This is a genomic window from Gordonia sp. LMA167 (assembly GCF_058130025.1).
Window position 1 is genome coordinate 3089143 of record NZ_CM176708.1, and the last position, 22982, is coordinate 3112124.

Annotated in this window: 19 protein-coding genes and 1 riboswitch; of the genes, 7 read left to right on the forward strand and 12 right to left on the reverse strand. The window is 66.5% G+C overall.

The features are described from left to right. The gene (locus ACVT6V_RS13950; protein ID WP_489900806.1) at positions 1-300 is read left to right on the forward strand and encodes a DUF3017 domain-containing protein; all 300 of its coding nucleotides are present in this window, start codon (positions 1-3) and stop codon (positions 298-300) included. 144 nt (positions 301-444) lie between these two features. Continuing rightward, positions 445-1914 carry an Hsp70 family protein gene (locus ACVT6V_RS13955; RefSeq protein ID WP_489900376.1) on the forward strand — a complete coding sequence of 490 codons (1470 nt, stop codon included), beginning with the start codon at positions 445-447 and terminating at the stop codon, positions 1912-1914. A 12-nt stretch (positions 1915-1926) separates the two neighbouring features. Here ACVT6V_RS13955 and metX read toward each other — a convergent pair whose 3' ends face one another. Both metX and ACVT6V_RS13965 read right to left on the reverse strand, forming a co-directional pair. Further along, positions 1927-3078: a homoserine O-acetyltransferase MetX gene (gene metX / locus ACVT6V_RS13960; protein WP_489900378.1), complete on the reverse strand. Its 1152-nt coding sequence runs from the start codon at positions 3076-3078 to the stop codon at positions 1927-1929. 44 nt (positions 3079-3122) lie between these two features. Continuing rightward, positions 3123-4445: a bifunctional o-acetylhomoserine/o-acetylserine sulfhydrylase gene (locus ACVT6V_RS13965; protein ID WP_489900379.1), complete on the reverse strand. Its 1323-nt coding sequence runs from the start codon at positions 4443-4445 to the stop codon at positions 3123-3125. Positions 4446-4507: 62 nt separating this feature from the next. Then, a riboswitch (SAM riboswitch) is annotated at positions 4508-4627 on the reverse strand. Between the two features lie 247 nt (positions 4628-4874). Here ACVT6V_RS13965 and ACVT6V_RS13970 point away from each other — a divergent pair. Together ACVT6V_RS13970 and ACVT6V_RS13975 are read left to right on the forward strand one after the other, a co-directional pair. Continuing rightward, positions 4875-6842, forward strand: a complete 1968-nt coding sequence (locus ACVT6V_RS13970; protein WP_489900381.1) for a PE-PPE domain-containing protein — start codon at positions 4875-4877, stop codon at positions 6840-6842. A 155-nt stretch (positions 6843-6997) separates the two neighbouring features. After that, positions 6998-8245 carry an MFS transporter gene (locus tag ACVT6V_RS13975; RefSeq protein ID WP_489900383.1) on the forward strand — a complete coding sequence of 416 codons (1248 nt, stop codon included), beginning with the start codon at positions 6998-7000 and terminating at the stop codon, positions 8243-8245. A 22-nt stretch (positions 8246-8267) separates the two neighbouring features. On the opposite strand, the gene bfr is transcribed toward ACVT6V_RS13975, so the two are convergent. After that, complete coding sequence (gene bfr, locus ACVT6V_RS13980) at positions 8268-8753, reverse strand: bacterioferritin (RefSeq protein ID WP_489900385.1); 486 nt, start codon at positions 8751-8753, stop codon at positions 8268-8270. Between the two features lie 102 nt (positions 8754-8855). Next, positions 8856-9038: a (2Fe-2S)-binding protein gene (locus ACVT6V_RS13985; protein WP_489900386.1), complete on the reverse strand. Its 183-nt coding sequence runs from the start codon at positions 9036-9038 to the stop codon at positions 8856-8858. A gap of 114 nt (positions 9039-9152) precedes the next feature. Between ACVT6V_RS13985 and ACVT6V_RS13990 the strand changes: the two genes are divergently transcribed. From ACVT6V_RS13990 to ACVT6V_RS14000, 3 genes are all read left to right on the forward strand, one after another. Then, complete coding sequence (locus ACVT6V_RS13990) at positions 9153-9989, forward strand: exodeoxyribonuclease III (protein WP_489900388.1); 837 nt, start codon at positions 9153-9155, stop codon at positions 9987-9989. Positions 9990-10089: 100 nt separating this feature from the next. After that, the gene (gene trpS, locus ACVT6V_RS13995; RefSeq protein ID WP_489900390.1) at positions 10090-11124 is read left to right on the forward strand and encodes a tryptophan--tRNA ligase; all 1035 of its coding nucleotides are present in this window, start codon (positions 10090-10092) and stop codon (positions 11122-11124) included. Positions 11125-11172: 48 nt separating this feature from the next. Further along, complete coding sequence (locus ACVT6V_RS14000) at positions 11173-12225, forward strand: YhjD/YihY/BrkB family envelope integrity protein (RefSeq protein WP_489900807.1); 1053 nt, start codon at positions 11173-11175, stop codon at positions 12223-12225. Positions 12226-12247: 22 nt separating this feature from the next. On the opposite strand, the gene ACVT6V_RS14005 is transcribed toward ACVT6V_RS14000, so the two are convergent. The 8 genes from ACVT6V_RS14005 to sdhA form a co-directional block, all read right to left on the reverse strand. Continuing rightward, a complete protein-coding gene (locus ACVT6V_RS14005; protein ID WP_489900808.1) occupies positions 12248-13492 on the reverse strand; it encodes a D-alanyl-D-alanine carboxypeptidase family protein in 1245 nt (414 codons plus the stop codon). Positions 13493-13661: 169 nt separating this feature from the next. Beyond that, on the reverse strand, positions 13662-14552 hold the full coding sequence (locus tag ACVT6V_RS14010; RefSeq protein WP_489900391.1) for an alpha/beta fold hydrolase: 891 nt from the start codon (positions 14550-14552) through the stop codon (positions 13662-13664). Positions 14553-14562: 10 nt separating this feature from the next. After that, the gene (locus tag ACVT6V_RS14015) at positions 14563-16263 is read right to left on the reverse strand and encodes a PHA/PHB synthase family protein (protein WP_489900393.1); all 1701 of its coding nucleotides are present in this window, start codon (positions 16261-16263) and stop codon (positions 14563-14565) included. A gap of 250 nt (positions 16264-16513) precedes the next feature. Continuing rightward, positions 16514-17740, reverse strand: a complete 1227-nt coding sequence (locus tag ACVT6V_RS14020; protein WP_489900395.1) for a PucR family transcriptional regulator — start codon at positions 17738-17740, stop codon at positions 16514-16516. Beyond that, entirely contained in the window at positions 17737-18783 is a 1047-nt protein-coding gene (locus ACVT6V_RS14025; RefSeq protein WP_489900396.1) for an adenosine deaminase, read from the reverse strand. The genes ACVT6V_RS14020 and ACVT6V_RS14025 overlap by 4 nt, the downstream gene beginning before the upstream one ends. Positions 18784-18785: 2 nt before the next feature. Continuing rightward, positions 18786-20156, reverse strand: a complete 1371-nt coding sequence (locus tag ACVT6V_RS14030) for an aspartate aminotransferase family protein (RefSeq protein WP_489900397.1) — start codon at positions 20154-20156, stop codon at positions 18786-18788. A 271-nt stretch (positions 20157-20427) separates the two neighbouring features. Then, complete coding sequence (locus ACVT6V_RS14035) at positions 20428-21216, reverse strand: succinate dehydrogenase iron-sulfur subunit (protein WP_489900398.1); 789 nt, start codon at positions 21214-21216, stop codon at positions 20428-20430. Beyond that, positions 21216-22970: a succinate dehydrogenase flavoprotein subunit gene (gene sdhA / locus ACVT6V_RS14040; protein ID WP_489900399.1), complete on the reverse strand. Its 1755-nt coding sequence runs from the start codon at positions 22968-22970 to the stop codon at positions 21216-21218. Before sdhA ends, ACVT6V_RS14035 begins: the two co-directional genes overlap by 1 nt. Between the last annotated feature and the right edge of the window lie 12 nt (positions 22971-22982).

Genomic DNA, 22982 nt, shown 5'->3' on the forward strand with positions numbered 1-22982 from the left:
ATCGAGCGGATACGGCGCGCGCGCCGGGTTCGGCGGTACGTGGTCCAGATCCCGTACTTCGTCGTGCTGCTGGGTCTGCTGGCCGCCGCGATCCTGGTGTTGTTCGATCGTTGGCGTCGGGGTGCCTTCGTTTTCGGTTCCGTGTTGCTGCTCGGCGCCGTCCTCCGTGCCTTCATTCCCACATCCAGAGTTGGGTTGTTGCAGGTCAGAAGTAAATTGTTTGATGTCGCCGTCATGGCATCGGTAGGGTCACTGATCCTATGGCTGGCGACCTCGATCGATCCTTTGGGCACAGATTGATTACAATAGATACCAACACGTGACCTAAACTGGCCAGAGAGGGCTCTGAGGAGCGGGGGAACACGCATCACTTCGACGATCACCACTGAGGACTCGACCATTCCCGACGAATCGACGTCGCTGGGTGTCTCCGCAGGCGACGGAATGATTCATTACGTCCTGCTGACCCGCGACGACGCCGGGCGCAGTGTGGTCGACACCCGGGTCATCGACGTCGATCGCAGTGATGGTCTGGATGTCGCGGGACGGGTCAACGCCGGGATCGACCTGATGCTCTCGGCGGCGCGCGGCGCCGGTCGTCGCGTCGGACCGATCGGGGTCGCGGCCCGGACCGCGAAACAGCGTCGCGAGCTCCGGTCGCGAGGGAGCGGCCCGCGCCGTCAGATCCACCTCGTCGACGACGACGAGGCCGTCGTCGCCTACCTGTCCGCGACCGGCCAGATCGATCGGTTCGGGACCGTGGTGGTCGCCGACTGTGGCGACACCGGGATGTCGCTGTACACGGTCGAGTTGCCCATGAACCGCATCTCCGCGCCGCAGCGATCACGTGCGCTGGCCGGTCGTGACGTCGACCGGGCGATCGTGTCCCAGCTGACCTCGGCCGACGACGCCGCGGAATCACGTGTCGCGCGGGGGCGCCGCGCGGCTCTGCTCAGCGCGTGCCGGGCCGCGAAGGAGGAGGTCACCGCACCGTCATCGTCCGCGGGAACCGGTTCGATCCTGCTCGCCGACGGCGGCGGGCACACCACACTCACCGCGGGCACCGTCGAGAAGGCCGTGGGGCCGATGGTCGGCGAGGCGCGCGAGGTCCTGCGGCGATACCTGTGGGACAGCGCCGAGCGGGGAGTCCGGCCCGAGGCCGTCGTCCTGGTCGGAGGTATCGCGAACCTTCCGGCGGTACGGGCGATCGTCCCCGACGAGGTCAAGGTCGAGGTCGTGGTCCCGAACGCGCCGGAGTTGGCCGCGTCGATCGGTGGGGCCATCCTGGCGCGCGCGAACACCACCCCGACCTCCACGTCGCGGCTGGCCTTCATCGGTGGGCGGCGCAACCGGGAGTGGCTGTCCGCAACCCCGCTGGCCGTGGTCGGCGCGATTCTCGCCGCGGCGACGATGACGATCTATGCCGTCAGCTCGTCGCTGGCCGGGCACAATGAGCCCGCCCCGTCGACGACCGCGCCGCAGACCACATCCTCGGCGACGTCGGCGGCCACGTCATCGACAGAGCGGACACCTACGACGACGACGTCGGTGGTGGTGCCGCAACCCCGTATCCCGCAGGCACAGGCGCAGCCGGTTCTGCCGACGACCGAACGTACCGAACCCCGTGGGGGTGACGTCCCAGGCTGGGCGACAACCGAACTCCCTCCGACGATGCCGTCGGATCCGTCGTCCTCGGCGCCGACGCGCACGCTCGTGCCGTATCCGCTTCCGTCGTTGCCGTGGCCGCAGGGGACCAACCCCGCACCGACGATCCCGCCGGAACTGCTGCCGCCCGGTCTGCGTCCGGAGTCGACTCAGCCGACGCCACCTCCGCCGGCGCCGCAGCAGGCCGCGCCACAGCGGACGACGCCGACGGCGCCGTCGACGACGACGACGACAACGCCGTCCCGGTGATGCGGGAGACGTTCAGGCGCGCGCGATCTCGACGGTGCGTTTGAGGAGGTCGCTGATCGAGTCGAACTCGGTCAGGAAACCGTCGTGACCGTTGTCGGAGTGCAGCACGTGCAGCCCCCCGACGCAGTTGCCCAGCTGCTCGGCCAATTCGATCTGTAGGCGCAAGGGGTACAGGCGGTCCGACGCGATTCCGCCGACGATCACCGGCACCCGGCAGCCGCGCAGTGCGGCTTCGATGCCACCACGGTTGCGCCCGACGTCGTGGTGGTTGAGCACCTCGCTGAGCACCACGTAGCTGCCCGGATCGAATCGTCGGATCAGCTTGTCGGCCTGGTGCTGCAGGTAGCTGTCCACTGCATAGCGGCCACCGGTCAGCGGTTCCTCGTCGGCCTGCGGGGTATCCCCGAATCGCTGATCGAGTTCGACCTCGCCGCGGTAGGTGAGGTGCGCGATGCGTCGCGCCACGCCCAGGCCTGCGGTCGGGATCCGTCCCGTCGCGTGGTAGTCGCCGCCCAGCCAATCGGGATCGGCCTTGATCGCCGCGATCTGAGTGGTCTGCGTCCCGATCTGATCGGCCGTCGCGCGTGCCCCGACGGCGAGGACAAGCGCACTGCGCACCATCTCGGGGTATTCGATGGCCCACTCCAATGCGCGGGCCCCACCCATCGATCCGCCCACGGCGGCGCCGATCCCGGTGATGCCGAGGCGATCGATCAGGGCACGTTCGGCGCGCACCTGGTCGAGCACGGTGATCTGCGGGAACCGTGAACCCCACGGTCGCCCGTCCGGCGCCGTCGATGCCGGCCCGGTCGAACCTCGGCACCCACCGAGCACGTTCGCCGAGATGACACACCACTCGTCGGTGTCGATCGCGCAGCCCGGACCGATCAGACCGTCCCACCAACCGGCCGACAGGTGCTGATCATCGTCGGCAGGCCCGGTCACGTGGGAGTCACCGGTGAGTGCATGCAGGGTGAGGATCACGTTGTCGCGGGTCGGCGACAACGTCCCCCAGCGCTGAAAGGCCAGGGTGACGTCGTCGATCCGATCGCCGCTGTCGAGTGAGACCGAGCCGATGTCGACACGGGCCATCGCCCCGTCCGGCATGTGCTCCCAGTCGGGTTCGTCTGCTGGCTGGGTTCGCGGTTCGATACTCACCGACACAATTCACTCACTCTGCAATGCACCTCGGATTGGTTGTCCCGTACTCACTTCGCCGCGGCGAAACCCTGTTCGAGGTCGCCGATGATGTCGTCGATGCCTTCGATCCCGACGGCAAGGCGCACCAGCCCCGGCGTCACTCCGGCCGCGAGTTGCTCCTCGGGCGTCAGCTGGCTGTGTGTGGTCGACGCGGGATGGATCACGAGCGACCGGACGTCGCCGATGTTGGCGACGTGGCTGTGCAGCGAGAGCGCGTCGACGAAGGCCTTGCCCGCGTCGACCCCGCCCACGATCTCGAACGAGACGATCGCTCCCTGCCCCTTTGGCAACAGCTTCTGGCCGCGGTCGTACCAGGAGGACGAGGGCAGGCCGGCGTAGGCCACCGACTCGACCTGGCCGTGGGCCTCCAGGTAATCGGCCACCCGTTGCGCGTTGGCGACGTGGCGCTCGACGCGGAGACTCAGCGTCTCCAGACCCTGGGCCAGCAGGAAGGCGTTGAACGGCGAGATCGCCGCGCCGGTGTCGCGAAGCCACTGGACGCGCGCCTTCAGCGCGTAGGCCGGCGCTCCCAGATCGGCGAACACGGCACCGTGGTAGCTCTCGTCGGGGTTGGTGAATCCGGGGAACAGATCCTTTCCGTCCCGCTGGACGCGCCAGTCGAAGGTTCCGCCGTCCACGATCACGCCGCCGATCGCGGTGCCGTGACCGCCGATGTACTTGGTGGCCGAATGCACCACGATGTCGGCGCCGTGCTCGAGGGGATTGAGCAGGTACGGGGTGGCGACCGTGTTGTCGACGATCAGCGGCAGACCGTTGCGATGGGCGACCTCGGCGATGCCGGCGATGTCGAGGATCTCGTTGTTCGGGTTGGAGATCGTCTCACCGTAGAGAACACGGGTGTTGTCGCGGATCGATGCCTGCCACGAGGCGGGATCCTCGGGATCGTCGACGAACGACACCTCGATGCCCAACTTCGGCAAGGTGTAGTGGAAGAGGTTGTAGGTGCCCCCGTACAGCCGGGGGCTGGACACCACATGCCCACCGGTCTCCACGATGTTGAGGATCGAGTAGGTCTCGGCGGCCTGCCCGGACGCGAGCAGCAGCGCCGCGACGCCACCCTCGAGAGCGGCGATCCGCTGCTCGACCGCATCCTGCGTCGGGTTCATGATCCGTGTGTAGATGTTTCCGGGCTCGGCGAGGCCGAACAGGTTGGCCGCGTGCTGGGTGTCGTTGAAGACATAAGACGTGGTCTGGTACAGCGGCAACGCCCGCGCATTGGTGGTTGGGTCTGCGGTTTGGCCGGCATGGATCTGCTTCGTCTCGAAGCTCCAGGCGGCCGTCGGATCGATGCCCTCGGTGGCGTCAGACATGACAGTGTCATCACTTTCTACGGTCGGCAGGGTGCAACGACCCTGGTGGGGTCCGACCTTCGGACCCGCGCTTGCCTCGGAACGCGTATGCGTTCCTCAACCCGGTCATCACCCGGAGCACCCCACCGCGGTTGGAGGGTTGCCGATCAGCAAGCCGGGGCTTGACGCTGATGCTCATGACCTGGCGTCAAGGATATAGCACGGCCCCTGCCGGTCGAGAACCCTCCCGATCGCGGTGATCTGATGTGAGGACAGGTGTCATCCAAAAGGATGAACTTCGGTATTTGTCTTGGTAAAACCCCTGCTAGGCATCTTTAGCATAACTAACAGCAATTCGTGTTTTCGGATAGTGGATCTACGCTGACCCAAGCCCTGACCAACCCGTCGCACCTGACGCGTTGTCGCCGTTTGGACGAAAGACCACGACACATGTCCATGCCGCCCCGCGCAACTGCCCGATACTCCGCGACGCTGGTGGCCGTGGGGTCGAGTCTCGCGGTCGTCGCCGCGTTCTGTCTCCCCGGCGCGGTCGGATCGGCGCGGGCCGACGACTGTGGTGGCGGTGCGGTGGTTGTCGTCGGCGGGACGAATGACCCGGAAGCCGCGTCGATGGTCGGGGTCGAGCAGCGGTACACGGGGCGCAAGCCGGTCATCCAGGACGGTGAGACCGTTATCGTCGACGATCCGACGAGCCCGTACTACGACGATCCGAACGACCCCGATGCGAAGAACTCCTTGAAGGTCATCCGGGTTGACTATCCGACCACACTGTGGCCTCTCGGTGCTCTCGGATACGACGAGAGCGTCGCAGACGGTGAGGCTGCCACCAAGAAGGCGATCGCGACCTACCAAAGTGAATGCCCGGGCAAGCCCGTCGTGGTGACCGGCTATTCGCAAGGAGCCCGCGTTGCCGGCGACGTGCTCTCCGACATCGGTAACGACCGCGTCGGAAAGGTCGACATCAACGGCACCGACGACACGTCGGACGACGTCGAGATCCAGAAGTACCTCCTCGACGATCAGGGCAACCAGGTCCTCGACTCCGACGGACACCCGATTCCGATCATCTCCGGGGAGCTCTATTCCGACCCCCGCCGGGACGGCACCGTCGACGGTGAAGGTGTCGAACTGGCACTACCCGGTATCTTCCCCGGGCTCACGATGAGCGGCTCGCGCGAGGGCGGATTCGGAGACGTCCCGGTCACCACCGTCTGCGTCGACGGCGATGGCATCTGCGATGTGCCCGACCCGGTTCACGACCCGATCGGCGCGATCGATGCGCTGGTCGGCTACTTCACCAAGCACGGGTACTACCCCTATCAGATGTGGTTGGACCCCTACAGTTCGTCGACCGGTACGAAGTGGGGCGACACCACCTGTGAGACGGCGGCCGGTTCGTCGACCACAACCTGCGAGGTTCACCAGGACTCCGCGATCGTCGGCGTGATCCGTCAGGGCGTCGATGCCATCGGACTGGACGGGTCGCAGGTCCCCGACTTCCTCGCCGACCGGTGGAAGGTCGACCTGCCCTATGGGGCCAAACTCGCCAATCTGCAGCCGTTGGTCTTGCTCGTGCAGGACCAGTTGCCGCCGTTGCCGTACCTGGGCTACGGCGGTTACCTCCCGGACGTATTCGTCTTCGAGGACATCCTGGACGGCATCGTCAACAACGCGCCCGACGAGGTGAAGGCAGGGGTGCAGGCGCTGGCCGCGAGTGCGAAGAGCATCGTGCTGATACCGGCCAACTTCGTCAAGTACTGGGCGGGAGAGATCATCGGTCCGGTCACGACCACCGGCACCACTCCCGTCTCGGCATTCGCCGCCACCGCTGACCTCTCGTCGGACTCGTCCGCGGACCAGCGCGACGACGTCGTGCAGCGTCTGGCCGTCATCGAGCATCCGGGCGATGCACACCAGCCCGCCGTGGACGGCTCCGCTGCTGAACGAGAGTCGGTCGACCCGTCGCCGACGATGACGCAGACGGTGCCCGCCGGTCAGGCCTCGGATACGACGCCTCCGGTCGTATCGTCATCCATCCAGGTCGAGGAGCAACCGGCCGATGATCAGGGGTCGTACGAGTCGGGGCCCACCGACGCCCCGGGGTATGTACCGCCGAGCCCGCCGACCGAGCAGTCGTCGATCCCGTCCGGTGCGTCGGGGGAGGACAACGGCGGTGCCCCGGCGGCGGATGACAGCGGTGGCACGACGACGGGGACCACCGAAGGCCCGGGCGGCGGATCGGGACCGACCGACGTCGCCGACGGAGGCACCGGGGACGACGGCGACAACAAAGGCGGCGGATCGGGACCCGGTGTCACCACGAGTGGGACATCCTCCGGTCAGGGCAAGAGCGAGGCCACCTCGGGCGACGGAGCAGCGTCGGGCGAGCCCGAATAGACCACTCGGCACCACCGGATATCGACTGCTCGGCGGTTCGAGCCGCGGCGTTTCGCGGTCACCCGTGAGACCGGTCCGGTGCGGGGCAGTCCTTGTGAACGAACTCACCCCAGGGTCACGGAATCGGTCCGGTGCTCGCGGAGGTTGGTGACTGAGTGTCCACAGCCCCTGCCTTCCTCGACGCCGCCACGCCATCCTCGCGATCCGTCCGGCGCTGGGCGATCCTGGCCCTCGCGCTCGGCGGCTTCGGGATCGGAACCACCGAGTTCGTCGCGATGGGGCTGTTGCCCAACATCGCCGACACCGTCGGTGTCAGCGAGCCGACCGCGGGGCACGTCATCTCCGCGTACGCACTCGGTGTCGTCGTCGGCGCCCCGCTGATCGCGGCGATCACGGCCCGGGTGTCCCGGCGGGCCCTGCTCATCGGCCTGATGGTCGCCTTCACCGCCGGCAATCTCCTCACGGTCCTGGCACCGACCTATGGTCTGCTGATCGTCGCGAGATTCATCGCCGGGCTGCCGCACGGGGCCTATTTCGGTGTCGCAGCGCTGGTGGCCGCGCACCTGGCGGGACCGCGCGATCGGGCCAAGGCGGTCGGGAAGGTGATGCTGGGGCTGTCGGTGGCCAACGTGCTCGGTGTGCCGATGGCCACCTGGCTCGGTGAATCCCTCGGCTGGCGAGTCGCTTTCGGACTCGTCGTGGTGATCGGCATCGCGACGATCGTCGCTCTGGTCCGCTTCATGCCCGACCTCTCCGACATGCGGGTCACCAACCCGGTGACCGAGCTCGGCGCGCTGGCGCGCCCACAGGTGTGGTTCACGCTGCTCATCGGCGTTGTCGGGTTCGGTGGGATGTTCGCGTTCTACACCTATCTGAACTCGGCTCTGACCACCGTTACCGGAGTGTCGACGTCGGTCGTGCCCATCGCGATGATGCTCTTCGGACTGGGAATGGTCGCCGGCAACATCGTCGGCGGCGCCGTCGCCGATCGCAGCGTGCCGATCGGCATCCTGGCCGGTCTGATCGCCACCGCAGCGTCACTGATGCTGTTCGCGCTCACGATGCAGAACGTGTGGGCCGCGATGATCTTCAGCTTCGCCATCGGCCTGTCCGGGTCGTCGACGATTCCGGCACTCCAGACTCGCCTGATGGACGTCGCCGACGACGCGCAGACGTTGGCGGCCGCGCTCAACCATTCGGCCCTCAACATCGCCAACGCCATGGGCGCGTGGCTCGGCGGTGTGGTGATCGCGGCCGGCCACGGCTATCGCTCGCCGTCGATGCTGGGTTCGGTGCTGGCGATCGCCGGTGTGCTCGTCCTGGGGCTGGCGCTGCTCGCGAGTCGACACAGCGGCGGCCGGGTGGCGAACCCGACCGCCGAGGTCGTGGAGAGTGCTCTGTGAGTGGCGGCCGACCGACGTGGCCTCAGCCGATCGTCGGGGGAGTGGCGATCGTCTTCGACAGGTAGAGCTGCTCGCCGATCTTGTCCATCAGCTCGAGTTGTGTCTCGAGATAGTCGATGTGCTCTTCCTCGTCGGCGAGGATGTCCTCGAGGATCTTGGCGCTGGTGACGTCGCCCTTGCCGCGGCACATCGTGATGCCGGGACGAAGACGGTCGACGACCTCGAGTTCGATCGCGAGATCCGACTGGAACTGCTCGCGCAGGGTCTGACCGATGCGCAGCGGCAGGATTTTCTGATAGTTGGGGAGTGCCTCGAGGAACAGGATTCGGTCCGTGAGGCGTTCGGCGTGCTGCATCTCCTCGATCGACTCCGCGCGCGTCTTGCTCGCGATCTCGGTGAGGCCCCAGTTCGCCTGCATCTTGGAGTGCAGGAAGTACTGGTTGATCGCCGTCAGCTCGCTGGTGAGCTGTTCGTTCAGTAGAGCGATCACTTCGTCGTCACCGCGCATGACCGAGCCTCCGTTCGCCGTGGTACTGCGAACTTAACATGACGACAACCTCGCGTCCGCTCAAGACGCGAGGTTGTGGACAGCGGGCTCAGCTGTCGTCCGTCATGCTGCCGCGGTCGCGGTGGCGGTCCTCTCGTTGATGATCTCCTGAAGCCGTTCGAGGCAGGTCCCGCAGCCTTCGCCTGCACCGCAGCGATCGCCGATGGCGTCCACCGACATGGCGCCGGATGAACAGTGCTCGTGGACCTCGTCCTCGGTCACCGCTCGGCAGATGCAGACGAACATGGCTCTCACCTCGAATCAATTCAGTTAGGCAAGCATTACATAAAGGATGGCTCCCGGCAAGGGTTGCCTTACCTCTGGTACGGGCGCACCACAGTGGGCGTTACCCTCGTGTCCGTGTCGATCACCGTCAGCACCGTCAACGTCAACGGCATCCGGGCCGCAGTGAAGCATCGCTCGGACGCCAACCGCGGACTCCTCGCATGGCTGCCCGGATCGGATGCCGACGTCGTGCTGATGCAGGAGATCCGGGCCGATGAACAGCAGGCCCGCGACGCTCTGGCACCCGCGCTCGATGACGGCTGGGAGCTCGCGATGTGCTCGTCGGTCGTCAAGGGGCACGCGGGGGTCGGAATCCTGAGTCGCATCCCGCTCACCGCGGTGCGGGTCGGATTCGGCAGCGCCGAGTTCGACCCCGCCGGGCGCTATATCGAGGCGGATCTCGACGCCGGCCCGGGCCCGACAACGGTGGCGAGCCTCTATCTGCCGAAGGGGGCGGCGGCGACGTCGGCACCCAAGGAGGTCGCGAAGTTCGACGAGAAGGTGCGCTTCCTCGGCGAGTTCGGCGACCATCTCGATCGGTTGCGCCGCCGACGTCGCCATGTGGTGGTCGGCGGGGACTGGAACATCGCGCCCGCCGAGCCCGACATCAAGAACTGGAAGGGCAATCTGAAGAGCCCGGGCTTCCTGCCGCACGAACGCTCGTGGGTTGCCGACCGGCTCGACACCGGCTGGTCGGATGTGATGCGCGATCTCACCCCCGGCGAGGAAGGGCCATATACCTGGTGGTCGTGGCGCGGTAAGGCCTTCGACAACGATTCCGGCTGGCGGATCGACTATCAGCTCGCCAACGGGTCCCTGGCGAAGCGCGCGGTCAAGGCCTGGGTCGACCGCGCGGATGCCTACGATCTGCGCTGGTCCGATCACGCACCGATGACCGTGGTCTACGACTGAGCGCCGGCGGCCCGACGATGTCGAGGCGTCGTCCTCGAGGTGTCGTCGTGGAGGTGACTCTCGCGGAATTCAGCTCGCGTGCATCTGAGAGACTGGTGACATGAGCAGTGACGTCTCCCGGCCGGACGCGGCGCGGCCGCGCGTGCTGTCCGGCATCCAGCCGACCAGCGACTCCTTCCACCTCGGGAATTATCTGGGTGCGGTCCGTCAGTGGGTGGCGCTGCAGGATGACTTCGAGGCGTTCTACTTCATCCCCGACATGCACGCGATCACGGCCCAGTTCGACCCGGCGACGCTGGCCGAACGGACCCGACTCAGCGTGGCGCAGTTACTCGCCGTCGGCGTCGATCCGGAGCGCTCGACGATCTACGTGCAGTCGCACATCCCCGAGATCGCCCAGCTCACCTGGGTCCTGTCCTGCATCACCGGCTTCGGCGAGGCCAGCCGCATGACGCAGTTCAAGGACAAGTCGGCCAAACAGGGGGTGGATGCCGCCGGAGTCGGATTGTTCACCTACCCGATCCTGATGGCCGCAGACATCCTGGCCTTCGACGTCGATCAGGTGCCGGTCGGAGAGGACCAGCGTCAGCACCTTGAGCTGACGCGTGACCTGGCGCAGCGCTTCAATTCACGGTTCGGCAAGGTGCTCAAGGTGCCCGAGGCCTACATCGTCAAGGAGTTCGCCAAGATCTACGATCTGCAGAATCCGACCGCGAAGATGAGCAAGTCGGCCGAGTCCGATCGTGGGTTGATCAACCTGCTCGATGAGCCGAAGCGCTCGGCGAAGAAGATCCGCTCGGCCGTGACCGACACCGATACCGAGATCCGATTCGATCCGGCCGCCAAACCGGGGGTGAGCAATCTGCTCACCATCCAGTCGGCCCTCGGTGGAACCCCGGTCGACGTCCTGGTGGACAAGTATCAGGGAAAGGGCTACGGGGACTTGAAGGTTGACACCGCCGAGGTGCTGACCGAGTTCGTCACGCCGCTGCGCGGGCGTGTCACCGAGTACATGGACGATCCGGCCCAACTCGATGCCATCCTGGCGCGCGGTGCCGAACGCGCCCGCTCGGTCGCGTCGCGGACACTGGCCGCGGTCTATGACAGAGTGGGTTTCCTGGCGCCCGGACGGTGATCGGTTCCTCGTCGGACCGACCCGTGGTCGACCGAGGAGGCGATGCAGGTGAGTTCGGTGGTGGATACCGGCAAAGGTGCGGTTGAACGTGCGAAGACGGGTTTCGGTGACGCGCGGGAACGCTGGGCGTGGCTCGATCATCTGATCAACACGGTGCAGCGATACAACGACCGACTCGGAAACCGCTTCGCGGCGAGCATCTCCTTCAACAGCATGCTGGCCATCGTGCCGATTCTGATGGTGGCGTTCGCGATCGCCGGCTTCGTCCTGGCCAACCAACCCGAGATGCTGGAGAAGATCCAGGATGCGGTGGTCGAGAACATGCCGGGTCAGATGGGCGATCAGGTCTCCGATCTGATCGACTCGGCGATCGACTCCCGCACCACCGTCGGTGTGGTCGGACTCCTGGGTGCCGCGTTCACGGGTATCGGCTGGATGTCGGGCGTGCGCGCCGGAATGACCGAGATGTGGGGCGGCCGTGTCCAACGGAACGCCGTGATGTCGAAGGTCTGGGACCTGGTCTCGTTCGCACTTCTCGGAATCGCGTTCATCGTGACGATGGCCCTGACCGGCCTGGGTAGCTCGGGTCTGCCCAATCAGATCCTGTCGTGGGTGGGCGCCGACGATGCGTCGTGGGCTCCGACGGTGATCCGGGTCGTCTCGATCACCGTTTCGGTCTTCGCTTCCTGGTTGCTCTTCACCTTCGTCATGGCACGTCTGCCGCTGGTGGACCTGCCCTACCGCAATGCGGTGAAAGCGGGCCTGCTCACCGCAGTCGCGTTCGAGATCGTCAAAGCGGTCGGTGGTGTCTATCTGAAGTCCGTCTTGAGCAGCCCGGCCGGCGTGGCCTTCGGCCCGATCTTCGGCGTCATGGTGTTCGTGTACCTCGCCTCGCGCATCATCCTCTACGCGGCGGCGTGGTGTGCCACCGATGCGATGAACGAGCAATACCAGGTGGCCGAGGAACCCGAGACGGTGCCGCCGGTGGTCGTCTCGCCGAACTACGAGGTCAGTCCGGTGCCCCGGCCGGCCACACTCGTCGCGGTGGCCGGCATCGGTGCGGTGATGAGCGCGTTGCTGGGATGGTTGCTACGTCGATGAATCGACGGTGGTAGGACCCCGATCAACGCCTGGAGAACAACCGCAACGCGACCAGTAGCAAGCCGATCGCGATGAGCGCGGCGACGAGGCCGACGAGGATCCGGATCGACCAACTGGTGGGCTGATCGGTTCCGGAGTTCGCCTGCGCCTGGCTCGTCGCCTGCGACGGGCGTGCGGTCGTGGGCGAGACACTCGGCGCGGCGGTCGGGTTCGGCGGGGCCACCAGTTCGCCCACGTGGACATCGGCGGGTGCGCGAAAGCCATAGTCGAACAGCGATTTCGCCTGGTCCCAGTACGAGTCGGACTCGATGGTCAGGCCGAACATCTGCACGACGAGAATCCGCCGGCCGTCGCGTTCGGTCGCGCCGACGAAGGTCTTCTCCGCGTCGTCGGTGTAGCCGGTCTTCCCGCCCAGCATTCCCGGATAGCCCTCGAGCAGAAGCTGGTTGGAGGTCTGCATCAGATAGCCCGGGTGGTCCTTGTCGCCCGGCACGTCAGGGCGCTTGGGATAGCCCGGGAAGTGGTACGACGCCAGCCCGATCATCGAACGAAATGTGCTGTTGCGCATGGCTTCCCGAAAGATCAGCGCGAGATCATATGGCGACGTGGACATGCCCGGCGCATCGAGGCCGGAGGGAGATGCGGCTCGGGTGTCCAGCGCGTGCAGGGAGCGCGCCTCGGCGTTCATCTTGGCCAGGGTGGCGTCGACGCCACCCAGCTCGCGGGCGAGAGCGTTGGCGCAATCGTTCCCGGAGACCACCAGCAGCCCCGTCAGGATGTCGCGGTTCGTGTAGTGCCCACCGGGGCCCATCCCACACGAGTCACCCTCGCTGCTCCAGTCCTCGACCGTCGGTGTCACCACGGTGTCCAGATCGAGTTCATCGAGTGCGACCAGGGCGAGCAGGATCTTGATGGTCGACGCGGGGCGATATCGCCCGTGCGGATCCTTCGCCGCGATCACCCGGCCGCTGTCGAGGTCGGCGACGAGCCATCCCGCCGACGTGAGCCGTGGCGGCACCGGACCCAGCGCCGGGTCCGCCACGACACCACACCCACCGAGCCCGTCACCGCCGACCGGTGGTGCCGGAACCTCGAGCGGGGTCGGGGTGGCCGAACCCGGCGCCACGACCTCGGACTCGTCGACGGGCGGCGGTGGTGCGACCCGGTGGGGACAGTGGTCGGTGACCGGTGTGGGTACCGGAATGGCAGTCGCACACGGTGCGGCGACAACCGCGATCAGGAGGGCCGCGATGACGCAGATGGGCATGACGAGTGGCCGCACCGCAGGAGACTATCAGTCCGTGTTCGCGACCCGCCCTGTCGATCAACCGCCACCCTGTCGATCAGCGCCCTACCGATCAGCGCCGTACCGATCAGCGCCGTACCGATCAGCGTCGTGCCGATCAAACGCTCTGTCGATCAAGCAGCGGGGCCGATCACCCGCCGGGGGTGAGGTGCCGGCCGCGAACGCTGCGCGGCCTGATCCGCCCGGGCCGCGGTGGGCCCAGGAAGTCATCGATCGCAGGCCCGAACTCGGTGGCCTTCAGCACGAGGTCGACGTGCCCGCCTGTGTGCCGGTGCAGTCGCGCCCGCGGCAGCAACCGATGCAGGATGTGACCGTTGATCATCGGGACGATGGGATCGTCGTCCCCGGCGATGACCAGGGTTCGCTGCCGGATCGCCGGCAGCGCGAACAACGAGGTCCACGCGGCGCCGGCCATCAGCTGATGGACGTACCCGACCATCGATCCCGCATGGAGTTGCCGGACGAACAGATCGGCCACGTCGTCACCGTGTTCCCGGACCGAGCCGCCGTAGAGGTCGCCCGCTATCGCGGCGGCGTAGGCGGGATCGCTGAAGCGCTTCGGGGTGAGCATCTTGCCGAGGACCCGCGGATGCCCGGGCACCATCAATGCGCCGGTGCCCGTGGCGACGAGGATCAGTCGTCGGCACCGACGCGGGTTCTGGAACGCGAACTGCTGCGCCAGGGCTCCGCCCCACGACAGGCCGAGGATGTCGACGACTCCGATCCCGAGTCGGTCGAGAACCTTCCCCAGCGTCCACGCCAGATACGGGAACCCGTAGGGCAATGGCGAAGCAGGGGATTCGCCGGCGCCGGGGACGTCGAAACGGACCACCGGCCGATCGGTGTCGAGGTGTTCGACCAACGGGTCGAGCACCTCGAGGCTCGCGCCGATCCCGTTGCAGAGCACCAGGGGCACGCCGACCCCGGGCCGGTACCGCACGCGAAGGCGTTGACCACCCGCGGTGACGAGGCGGTCCACCTCGTCGGTGTCGTCGATGGTGCTGCCGCCGTCTGTTGTCATCTACTCTCCCTCACTTCGCCAGAACATAGGTACCAGGTGCCGGGGCGAGGGCCTCGTGGCCGGGTGCGCCGAGGACGACGGGCGCGTCGACCACGTCGCCACCGTGCTCGTCGAGCCACGCCAGGTGATCCGGCCACCACGAATCACTGTGATTCTGAGCCGATTTCAGCCATGCGCTCGGCGTGACGTCGGCGTCGGCCTCGGCGGTGCGGAACGATGCCTTCTTGTTCCCGGGCGGGTTGACGAGGGAGGCGATGTGCCCACTGGTGGAGAGGACGTACTTGTTCTTCTTGCTGCCCAGCAGCGTGGCGCTGCGATACGTGGCCTGCCAGGGGCAGATGTGGTCGGCGATCCCGCCGATCACATAGGCGTCGCACTCGATGGAGCCGAGATCGACCGGGGTGCCGAGCATGGTCGCCTTACCGGGGGTCACCAGGTCGTTGCCCAGGCCCATCATCACCATGTCGCGGTGCAGACGCGCCGTCATGCGGGTGGTGTCGGCGTTCCAGAACAACACGTCGAACGGCGCCGGTGAGCGTCCCTGGATGTAGTTGTTCACCCAGTAACGCCAGACCAGGTCGGTCGGACGCAACCAAGCGAACATCTCGGCCATGGCCTTGCCGTCGAGGTATCCCTTCTTCGACGACGAGCGGATCGCCGCCTTGGCCGCACGCTCACTGGTCAATGCGGATGCGAATCCGGCCTGGCTCTGATCGAGCACCGTCACGCCGAGGGTCAGGCTCGCGACCTTGTCACCCTCGCCGATCGCCGCGAGATGTGCGAGTGTCATCGCGGCGATGATGCCCCCCGAACAGGTGGCGAACATGTTGGCCGCGCGTGCTCCGGTCACTGCCACGGTCGCGTCCACCGCGTCGATGATGGCCTGACCGTAGGCGTCGAATCCCCAATCACGGTGTCGTGAGCTGGGATTGCGCCAGGAGATGGCGAAGACCTGGTGACCGCCGCGCACGTAGTGTTCGATCAGACTGCGGTCCGGGGCGATGTCCATGATGTAGTACTTGTTGATCACCGGGGGCACGATCAGCAGCGGCACCTCACGCACCGTCGACGTCTGCGGCGCGTACTGGATCAGCTCGAACATCTTGGTGCGCAACACCACCGAGCCCTTGGTGGCCGCCACGGACTCGCCGACGGAGAAGGCATCCGGATCGACCATCGCCGGCACCCGCGGTTTGGACGCCATGTCCCGGGCGAACGCCTTGAGCCCGCGGACCGCCGACAGGCCGCCGGTGTCGATGAGCGCCTTCCACCCCAGGGGGCTCAGCACCGGATTGTTGGTGGGTGCGAGTCCTTCGATGATGTTGTCGAGCGCAAAGCGCACCTTCTCGGCATCGCGCCAGTCCAGGTCGGTCGACGCGTACAGACGTTCTGCGGTGTCCGCGCCGGCGAGATACGCCTGCTCGACTCGCCGCAGGATCGGATTTCCGGACCAGGCGGGATCCGAGAAGCGCTTGTCCCGGCGTTCGGGAGCGCGGTCGGATCGGCCGAGCGCGATCTGGGTGAGCTCGCGGGTCAGGCCGAGGCTTTCCCCGGCGACGGTGCCGGGCTGCTTTGCCAGCTCGACACCGAACCGCGCCCACGCGGCGTTGGGGGTCATCCGTCCCCCGAACGACTTGGTCGAGTTGACCAGGAGGAGGTCTAGTGGTGCGGCGATATCGTTTGCGGCGGAAGTTGTCTGGGCGATTGTCATGGTCTTGCCTCTGCTGGGATGGAGATGTCGCGCTTACGGATCGTTCCGGTCGGACCGGTGGGTGGCTACTCGAATGGCCATACGTGGTGCTTTACCGGGGAGGGGCGAATCCGGTGGGGCTGCACGGTGATGGCGAACGACGTTGCCCTTTGATTGTGGCCCGCGTGACCTCTCGAACGCGATGGTGCGACGTCTAACGTCGGCACGCCCGAGGTGTGCAGAGGCACAATGGGCTGGTCGGCGGCACGCATCACGGTGCGGTCGGCGGTCGGTGGTTGACGACCGGCAGCTGCTCGTCGACCTCGAATGCCAGGCAGAGTTCGGCCACGTCACGCGGCGCGGTGGTGGAGCGCCCGGTGAGCTCTTCGATCCGACGCAGTCGATGGCGCACGGTGTTCCGGTGCACATACAGCCGCTCGGCGGTGTCGTTGATGTTGCCGCCGACGCAGACCCACATGCGGAACGTCTCGAGCAGCGGTTCCCGGTCCTCGGCCGGCAGTGCGTAGAGCCGGCCGAGGACCGTGTCCGCGAGGTCGGCGGCCACCTCCGGCGCGGCCAGGGCCGCCACCCCCAGGACCGAATCGTCGAACACCCGGACCCCGTCTCCGCGTCGGGCCATCGCGACGCGGGCGTACCGCAGTGCCCGCGCCGTCTCGGCGAGGTCGGTGAACGATGTGCTCACCCCGACTCTGCCGCCGGCGTGCCGGGCCAGGATGTCGAGCGCGTTCTGCCGAGCAGACGGTGACGGGATGTGGATGATGCCCATCTGTTGGTCGGGCAGCAGGCGCCAGGCCGAGCGCATGTCGCGGCTCTGCAGCCGGCTCTCGATGCCCGGCAGCGGCGCCTTGCCGACCACCGTCGCCTCGGCCGCCACCGCGACGTAGGGGCCGCGGTGAGGTAGCCGGAGGAGTTCGGCCACTTCCCACAGACTCTTCTCCGAGGAGACCCGGCCCTCGAGGAGGTGCTGGGTGAGCGCCGCGCGCTCGCTGGCATCGTCGAGGATCATCGTCGTGCTGCGTTCGCGATGCGCCTCGGCCATCGCGACGATGAACGCGTCCTGCGCCTCCCACATCCGTGCGGTCGCCTCCAGCAGGGTGTGGCGGCTCAATTCCAGATCCCCCTGGGCGATCGTCATGAACTCGTTCCAGGCCATCTGGAAACCGATGCGGTAGGCGTGCATCACCGCCGGCAGCGGCACACCTGCGTCGGCGCGTGAGGCGCCGGTGGCAGCGGCCGGCGAGGTGTCGAACGCACGGTCCCCGGCCAGCCCTTGGATCACCAGGGCAAAGTTGCTCTGCACCGTGTGCACGATGTCGTCGCGCGATACGACGTCGGTCGATCCGTAGAAATCCACCTGCGCCCGGATCGTTTCCGCCACGTCGTCGGCGAGACCTGCCAGGCGCCGCGACAACAGTCCGGCGACCTTCTCGAGTTCGTCGTCGAGTTCGTCGTCTGTCGTCGCCGGTCGGGTGGTCACGGCTCCATTGTCGGTCGCGATGACGTGTCCGCGGGACGATTCGGCGCATCCGCAGGCCAGGCGTCGATGCGCTCGATCAACTCGGCTTTGCGTTCCTCCGGCATGAAGCTGGCGATCACCGAGTTTCGTGCGAGCTGCGCCAACGTCGCGTCGTCGAGGTCGAATGCGTCGGCGACCGCGGCGAAGTTGTCCTCGACGTACCCGCCGAAGTAGGCGGGATCGTCGGAGTTGATCGTCACCCGCACACCGGCGGCGATGAGTTCGGGCAGCGGATGTGACGCGAGGTCGGTGACAGCCCGCAACCGTACGTTCGACAGCGGACAGACGGTCAACGCCGTCCCTCTGGTGGCCAGCTCCGACACGAGCCCGGGGTCGTCGACACTGCGGATTCCGTGGTCGACTCGTTCGACTCCGAGTTCGTCGAGGGCCTGCCGAACGGATTCGGGACCGGCCTCCTCGCCTGCGTGCGCCACCCGATGCAAACCGAGATCTGCTGCGCGGGCGAAGACTTCAGCGAACAAGACTGCCGGATTGCCCACTTCTGCGGAGTCCAGGCCGACGCCGACGATCGCTGCGCCGACGGCGATGAGCCCGTCGAGCGTCGCATGGGCCTCGGCCACCGGACGGTCGCGGAGGAAACAGGCGATCAGATCGGCGGTGAAACCGGTGTCGGCGCGTGCTCGGTCGAAGCCGTCGGTGAGGCCGCCCACGACATCGCCGATCGCGACTCCCCGGGAGGTGTGCGCCTGCGGATCGAAGAACACTTCTGCGTGGACGACGCCGCCGGCGTGGGCGCGCATCGCGTATTCGTATGCGAGACGAGCGAAGTCGCGGCGCCGCCGCAGGACCTGCATGTTCGCATAGTAGATGTCCAGAAACGACTGGAGGTCTGTGAACACATACCGTCGGCGCAACTCCGCCGCGTCTCGATACCGCAGATCGATTCCGCCGTCGCGCGCCAGCTCCAGGACGAGCTCGGGCTCCAGCGTGCCCTCGATGTGCACGTGCAACTCGACCTTGGGTAACTCGGTGATCCTGGACATCGTCAGAGCAGCGTATAGGCCTGCGCCAACACCGATCGTAGAATCTGCTCGATCTCGTCGAATTCGGTCTGCCCGGCGATCAGGGGCGGAGCCAGCTGGACGACCGGGTCGCCGCGACCGTCGGGGCGGCAATACAAGCCGGCCTCGAACAGGGCGGTGTTCAGGAACCCGCCCAGCAGGCGCTGTTTCTCGTCGGGAGTGAACCTCTCTTTGGTCGTCTTGTCCTTCACGAGTTCGATCGCGTAGAAGAACCCTTCGCCGCGGACGTCGCCGACGATCGGCAGATCGTGCAGACGCTCGAGGGTCGCCCGGAACGCCGGTGCGCTCGCCGCGACGTGGTCGTTGAGCCGTTCGCGTTCGAAGATCTCCAGATTGGCCAGCGCGACGGCCGCCGAAACCGGGTGTCCGCCAAAGGTGTAACCGTGGGCGAAGGTGGTCGTCCCGTCTCGGAACGGCTCGAAGAGCTTCTCGCGGGCGATCATGGCGCCGATGGGGGAGTAGCCCGATGTCATCCCCTTGGCGCAGGTGATGATGTCGGGTACGTATCCGAAGTCGTTGCAGGCGAACATCGATCCGATGCGGCCGAACGCGCAGATCACCTCGTCGGAGACCAGCAGCACGTCGTAGTCGTCGCAGATCTCGCGGACCCGTTCGAAGTAGCCGGGGGGCGGCGTGAGACACCCTCCCGCGTTCTGCACCGGCTCGAGAAACACGGCGGCCACGGAGTCGGGACCCTCGAACTCGATCGCCTCGGCGATGCGGTCGGCGGCCCAGAGCCCGAACTTCTTGGGGTCGGCGGCCATGTCGTCGGCAGCCCGGTAGATGTTGGTGTTGGGTACGCGGAAGGCGCCGGGCGTAAGGGGCTCGAAGGGCTCTTTGAGTGCGGGCACCCCGGTGATCGCCAACGCCCCCTGCGGTGTGCCGTGGTAGGCGACCGCGCGCGAGATGACCTTGTGCTTGCCGGGCTTGCCGACGAGCTTGAAGTACTGTTTGGCCAACTTCCAGGCGCTCTCGACCGCCTCACCGCCACCGGTGGTGAAGAAGACCCGGTCGAGGTCGCCGGGCGCGTAGGACGCAAGTCGTTCGGCGAGCTCGACCGCCGGCGGCGTCGCGTACCCCCAGACCGGGAAGAACGCGAGCTGCTCGGCTTGCCGGGCGGCCGCCTGCGCCAGCTCGACACGCCCGTGTCCGACCTGGACGACGAAGAGCCCGGCGAGAGCGTCGAGGTAGCTGCGGCCCTGATCGTCGAATATCCGCACACCCTCGCCGCGGGTGATGACCGGTGGTCGGACCCCGTCGCCGTGCCTGGCGAAGTGACCCCACAGGTGTGCGGCGCTGCGTTCACCGAGGGACGGTTGCGATGAGTCGGTCATGCCACGATGGTTGCCGATTCGGTGTCCGGCGGCAACCAGAACCGCGGGGCACATCTCTGTGGTCTGTTCCCTCGACCGGCGAGGTCAGTGCCCGGAGGCGGTCGCCGAGTGCGCCGAACGTGCCTGCCGGTCGCGGACTTTCACCACATGCCGATCGGTTCGTCACAGAAACGACGACGTCCCTCCGGGTGGGAGGGACGTCGTCGGGGCTGCAGAGAGGTTCTGCGGGTGAGCGTCCGTGGTCGATTCGCTCGGTGCGTTCCGGGTGCGGTCAGCGCGAGAACATCAGCGCGCGCTTGACCTCTTGGATCGCCTGGGTCACCTGGATGCCACGCGGGCATGCGTCGGTGCAGTTGAAGGTGGTGCGGCAACGCCACACCCCATCGACATCGTTGAGGATGTCGAGCCGTTCGATGGCGCCCTCGTCGCGGCTGTCGAAGATGAACCGATGCGCGTTGACGATCGCTGCCGGACCGAAGTAGCTGCCCTCGTTCCAGAACACCGGGCAACTGGTGGTGCAGCAGGCGCACAGGATGCACTTGGTGGTGTCGTCGAAGCGGGCGCGGTCGGACTGGCTCTGGATGCGCTCACGTGTCGGCTCGTTGCCGCTGGTGATGAGGAACGGCTTGATCGCACGGAACGCGTCGAAGAACGGCTCCATGTTGACCACGAGATCCTTCTCCACCGGCAGACCCTTGATGGGTTCGATGGTGATGGTGATCTCCTTGGACTTGTCCTTGGGGAGCATGTCCTTCATCAGCAGCTTGCAGGCCAGGCGGTTCACACCGTTGATCCGCATCGCGTCGGAGCCGCAGACGCCGTGTGCGCAGCTACGACGGAAGGTCAACGTGCCGTCGAGGTAACCCTTCACGTACAGCAGCAGGTTGAGCAGCCGGTCGGTGGGCAATGCCGGGACGCGGAAGCTCTCGAAACCCTGCGCATCCGGATCTTCCGGGTTGAACCGGTAGATCTTCAACGTGACCATGGTGGCCTCGTCGGGTACCGGCGGCAATGGAGGCTCGTCGGCAGACGGCGTGGGGTTCTCCAGGGTTGCTGTCATCAGTACTTACGCTCCATCGGCTCGTAGCGGGTCTGCACCACGGGCTTGTAGTCCAGCTCGATGTCCGCCAGAAGTTCGGTGCCCTTCTTGTAGGCCATCGTGTGCCGCATGTAGTTGACGTCGTCGCGATCGGGGTAGTCCTCGCGTGCGTGACCGCCACGCGATTCCTTGCGGTTGAGCGCACCGACCACGGTCACCTCGGCCATCTCGAGGAGGAAGCCGAGTTCGATGGCCTCGAGCAGGTCGCTGTTGAAGCGCTTGCCCTTGTCGTGCACGCGGATGTGGTTGTAGCGCTCCTTGAGCGCGTGCACGTCGGTCAGCGCCTGCTTGAGCGTTTCCTCGGTGCGGAACACCGAGGCATTGTTGTCCATTGTGACCTGCAGTTCGGTGCGGATGTCGGCGACCCGCTCGTGCCCGTGATCGCTGAGCAGCAGGTCGAGCCACTCGTCGACCAACTTCGTCGGGGTGTCGGGCAGTTCGACGAAATCGGCGGAGTTCGCGTACTCGGCAGCCGCAATTCCCGCGCGGCGCCCGAACACGTTGATGTCCAGCAGCGAGTTGGTGCCCAGACGGTTTGCGCCGTGGACCGACACGCAGGCACATTCGCCTGCGGCGTAGAGGCCGTGGACCACGGTGTCGTTGTCCTTGAGTACCTGGCCCTCGATGTTGGTTGGGATGCCACCCATCACGTAGTGACAGGTCGGGTACACCGGCACATACTCGGTCACCGGGTCGACGCCCAGGTAGGTGCGCGCGAACTCGGTGATGTCGGGCAGCTTCTCGTTGAGCACGTCCTCGCCGAGGTGGGTCACGTCGATGTAGACGTAATCCTTGTTCGGTCCGGCACCGCGGCCCTCGAGGACCTCGAGCACCATCGAGCGCGCGACGATGTCACGTGGCGCAAGGTCTTTGATCGTGGGGGCATAGCGTTCCATGAAGCGCTCGCCGTCGGCGTTGCGCAGGATGCCGCCCTCGCCGCGGACGGCTTCGGAGATGAGGATGCCGAGCCCGGCCAGGCCGGTCGGATGGAACTGGTGGAACTCCATGTCCTCCAAGGGAAGCCCCTTGCGGAAGATGATGCCCATGCCGTCGCCGGTCAGCGTGTGGGCATTGGAGGTGGTCTTGTACATGCGTCCCGAACCGCCGGTCGCGAACACGATCGACTTCGCGTGGAACACATGGATCTCACCGGTGGCCAGTTCATAGGCGACCACGCCGGTGGCGACGCTCTCTCCGTTCTCGTTCTCGCCGAGACAGATGTCGAGGGCATAGAACTCGTTGAAGAACTCGACGTCGTGCTTGACGCAGTTCTGATACAGCGTCTGCAGGATCATGTGGCCGGTACGGTCGGCGGCGTAGCAGGCGCGGCGAACCGGCGACTTGCCGTGATCGCGGGTGTGACCGCCGAAGCGACGCTGATCGATCTTGCCCTCGGGAGTGCGGTTGAACGGCAGACCCATCTTCTCGAGGTCGAGGACGGCGTCGATCGCCTCCTTGGCCATGATCTCGACGGCGTCCTGGTCGGCGAGGTAGTCGCCGCCCTTGACCGTGTCGAAGGTGTGCCACTCCCAGTTGTCTTCCTCGACGTTGGCCAGGGCCGCACACATGCCGCCCTGGGCCGCGCCGGTGTGGCTGCGCGTCGGGTAGAGCTTGGTGAGCACCGCGGTTCGGGCGCGAGGGGCGGATTCGATCGCGGCGCGCATACCGGCACCGCCGGCGCCCACGATGACTACGTCGTAGCGATGTTCCTGCATATGTTCGTCAGT

Coding starts and splice junctions, on each gene's coding strand:
- ACVT6V_RS13955 (WP_489900376.1), top strand. CDS start 445: ATGATTCATTACGTCCTGCTGACCCGCGACGACGCCGGGCGCAGTGTG.
- ACVT6V_RS13965 (WP_489900379.1), bottom strand. CDS start 4,445: ATGTCTGACGCCACCGAGGGCATCGATCCGACGGCCGCCTGGAGCTTC.
- ACVT6V_RS13970 (WP_489900381.1), top strand. CDS start 4,875: ATGTCCATGCCGCCCCGCGCAACTGCCCGATACTCCGCGACGCTGGTG.
- bfr (WP_489900385.1), bottom strand. CDS start 8,753: ATGCGCGGTGACGACGAAGTGATCGCTCTACTGAACGAACAGCTCACC.
- ACVT6V_RS13985 (WP_489900386.1), bottom strand. CDS start 9,038: ATGTTCGTCTGCATCTGCCGAGCGGTGACCGAGGACGAGGTCCACGAG.
- trpS (WP_489900390.1), top strand. CDS start 10,090: ATGAGCAGTGACGTCTCCCGGCCGGACGCGGCGCGGCCGCGCGTGCTG.
- ACVT6V_RS14005 (WP_489900808.1), bottom strand. CDS start 13,492: ATGCCCATCTGCGTCATCGCGGCCCTCCTGATCGCGGTTGTCGCCGCA.
- ACVT6V_RS14010 (WP_489900391.1), bottom strand. CDS start 14,552: ATGACAACAGACGGCGGCAGCACCATCGACGACACCGACGAGGTGGAC.
- ACVT6V_RS14015 (WP_489900393.1), bottom strand. CDS start 16,263: ATGACAATCGCCCAGACAACTTCCGCCGCAAACGATATCGCCGCACCA.
- ACVT6V_RS14025 (WP_489900396.1), bottom strand. CDS start 18,783: ATGTCCAGGATCACCGAGTTACCCAAGGTCGAGTTGCACGTGCACATC.
- ACVT6V_RS14030 (WP_489900397.1), bottom strand. CDS start 20,156: ATGACCGACTCATCGCAACCGTCCCTCGGTGAACGCAGCGCCGCACAC.
- ACVT6V_RS14035 (WP_489900398.1), bottom strand. CDS start 21,216: ATGACAGCAACCCTGGAGAACCCCACGCCGTCTGCCGACGAGCCTCCA.
- sdhA (WP_489900399.1), bottom strand. CDS start 22,970: ATGCAGGAACATCGCTACGACGTAGTCATCGTGGGCGCCGGCGGTGCC.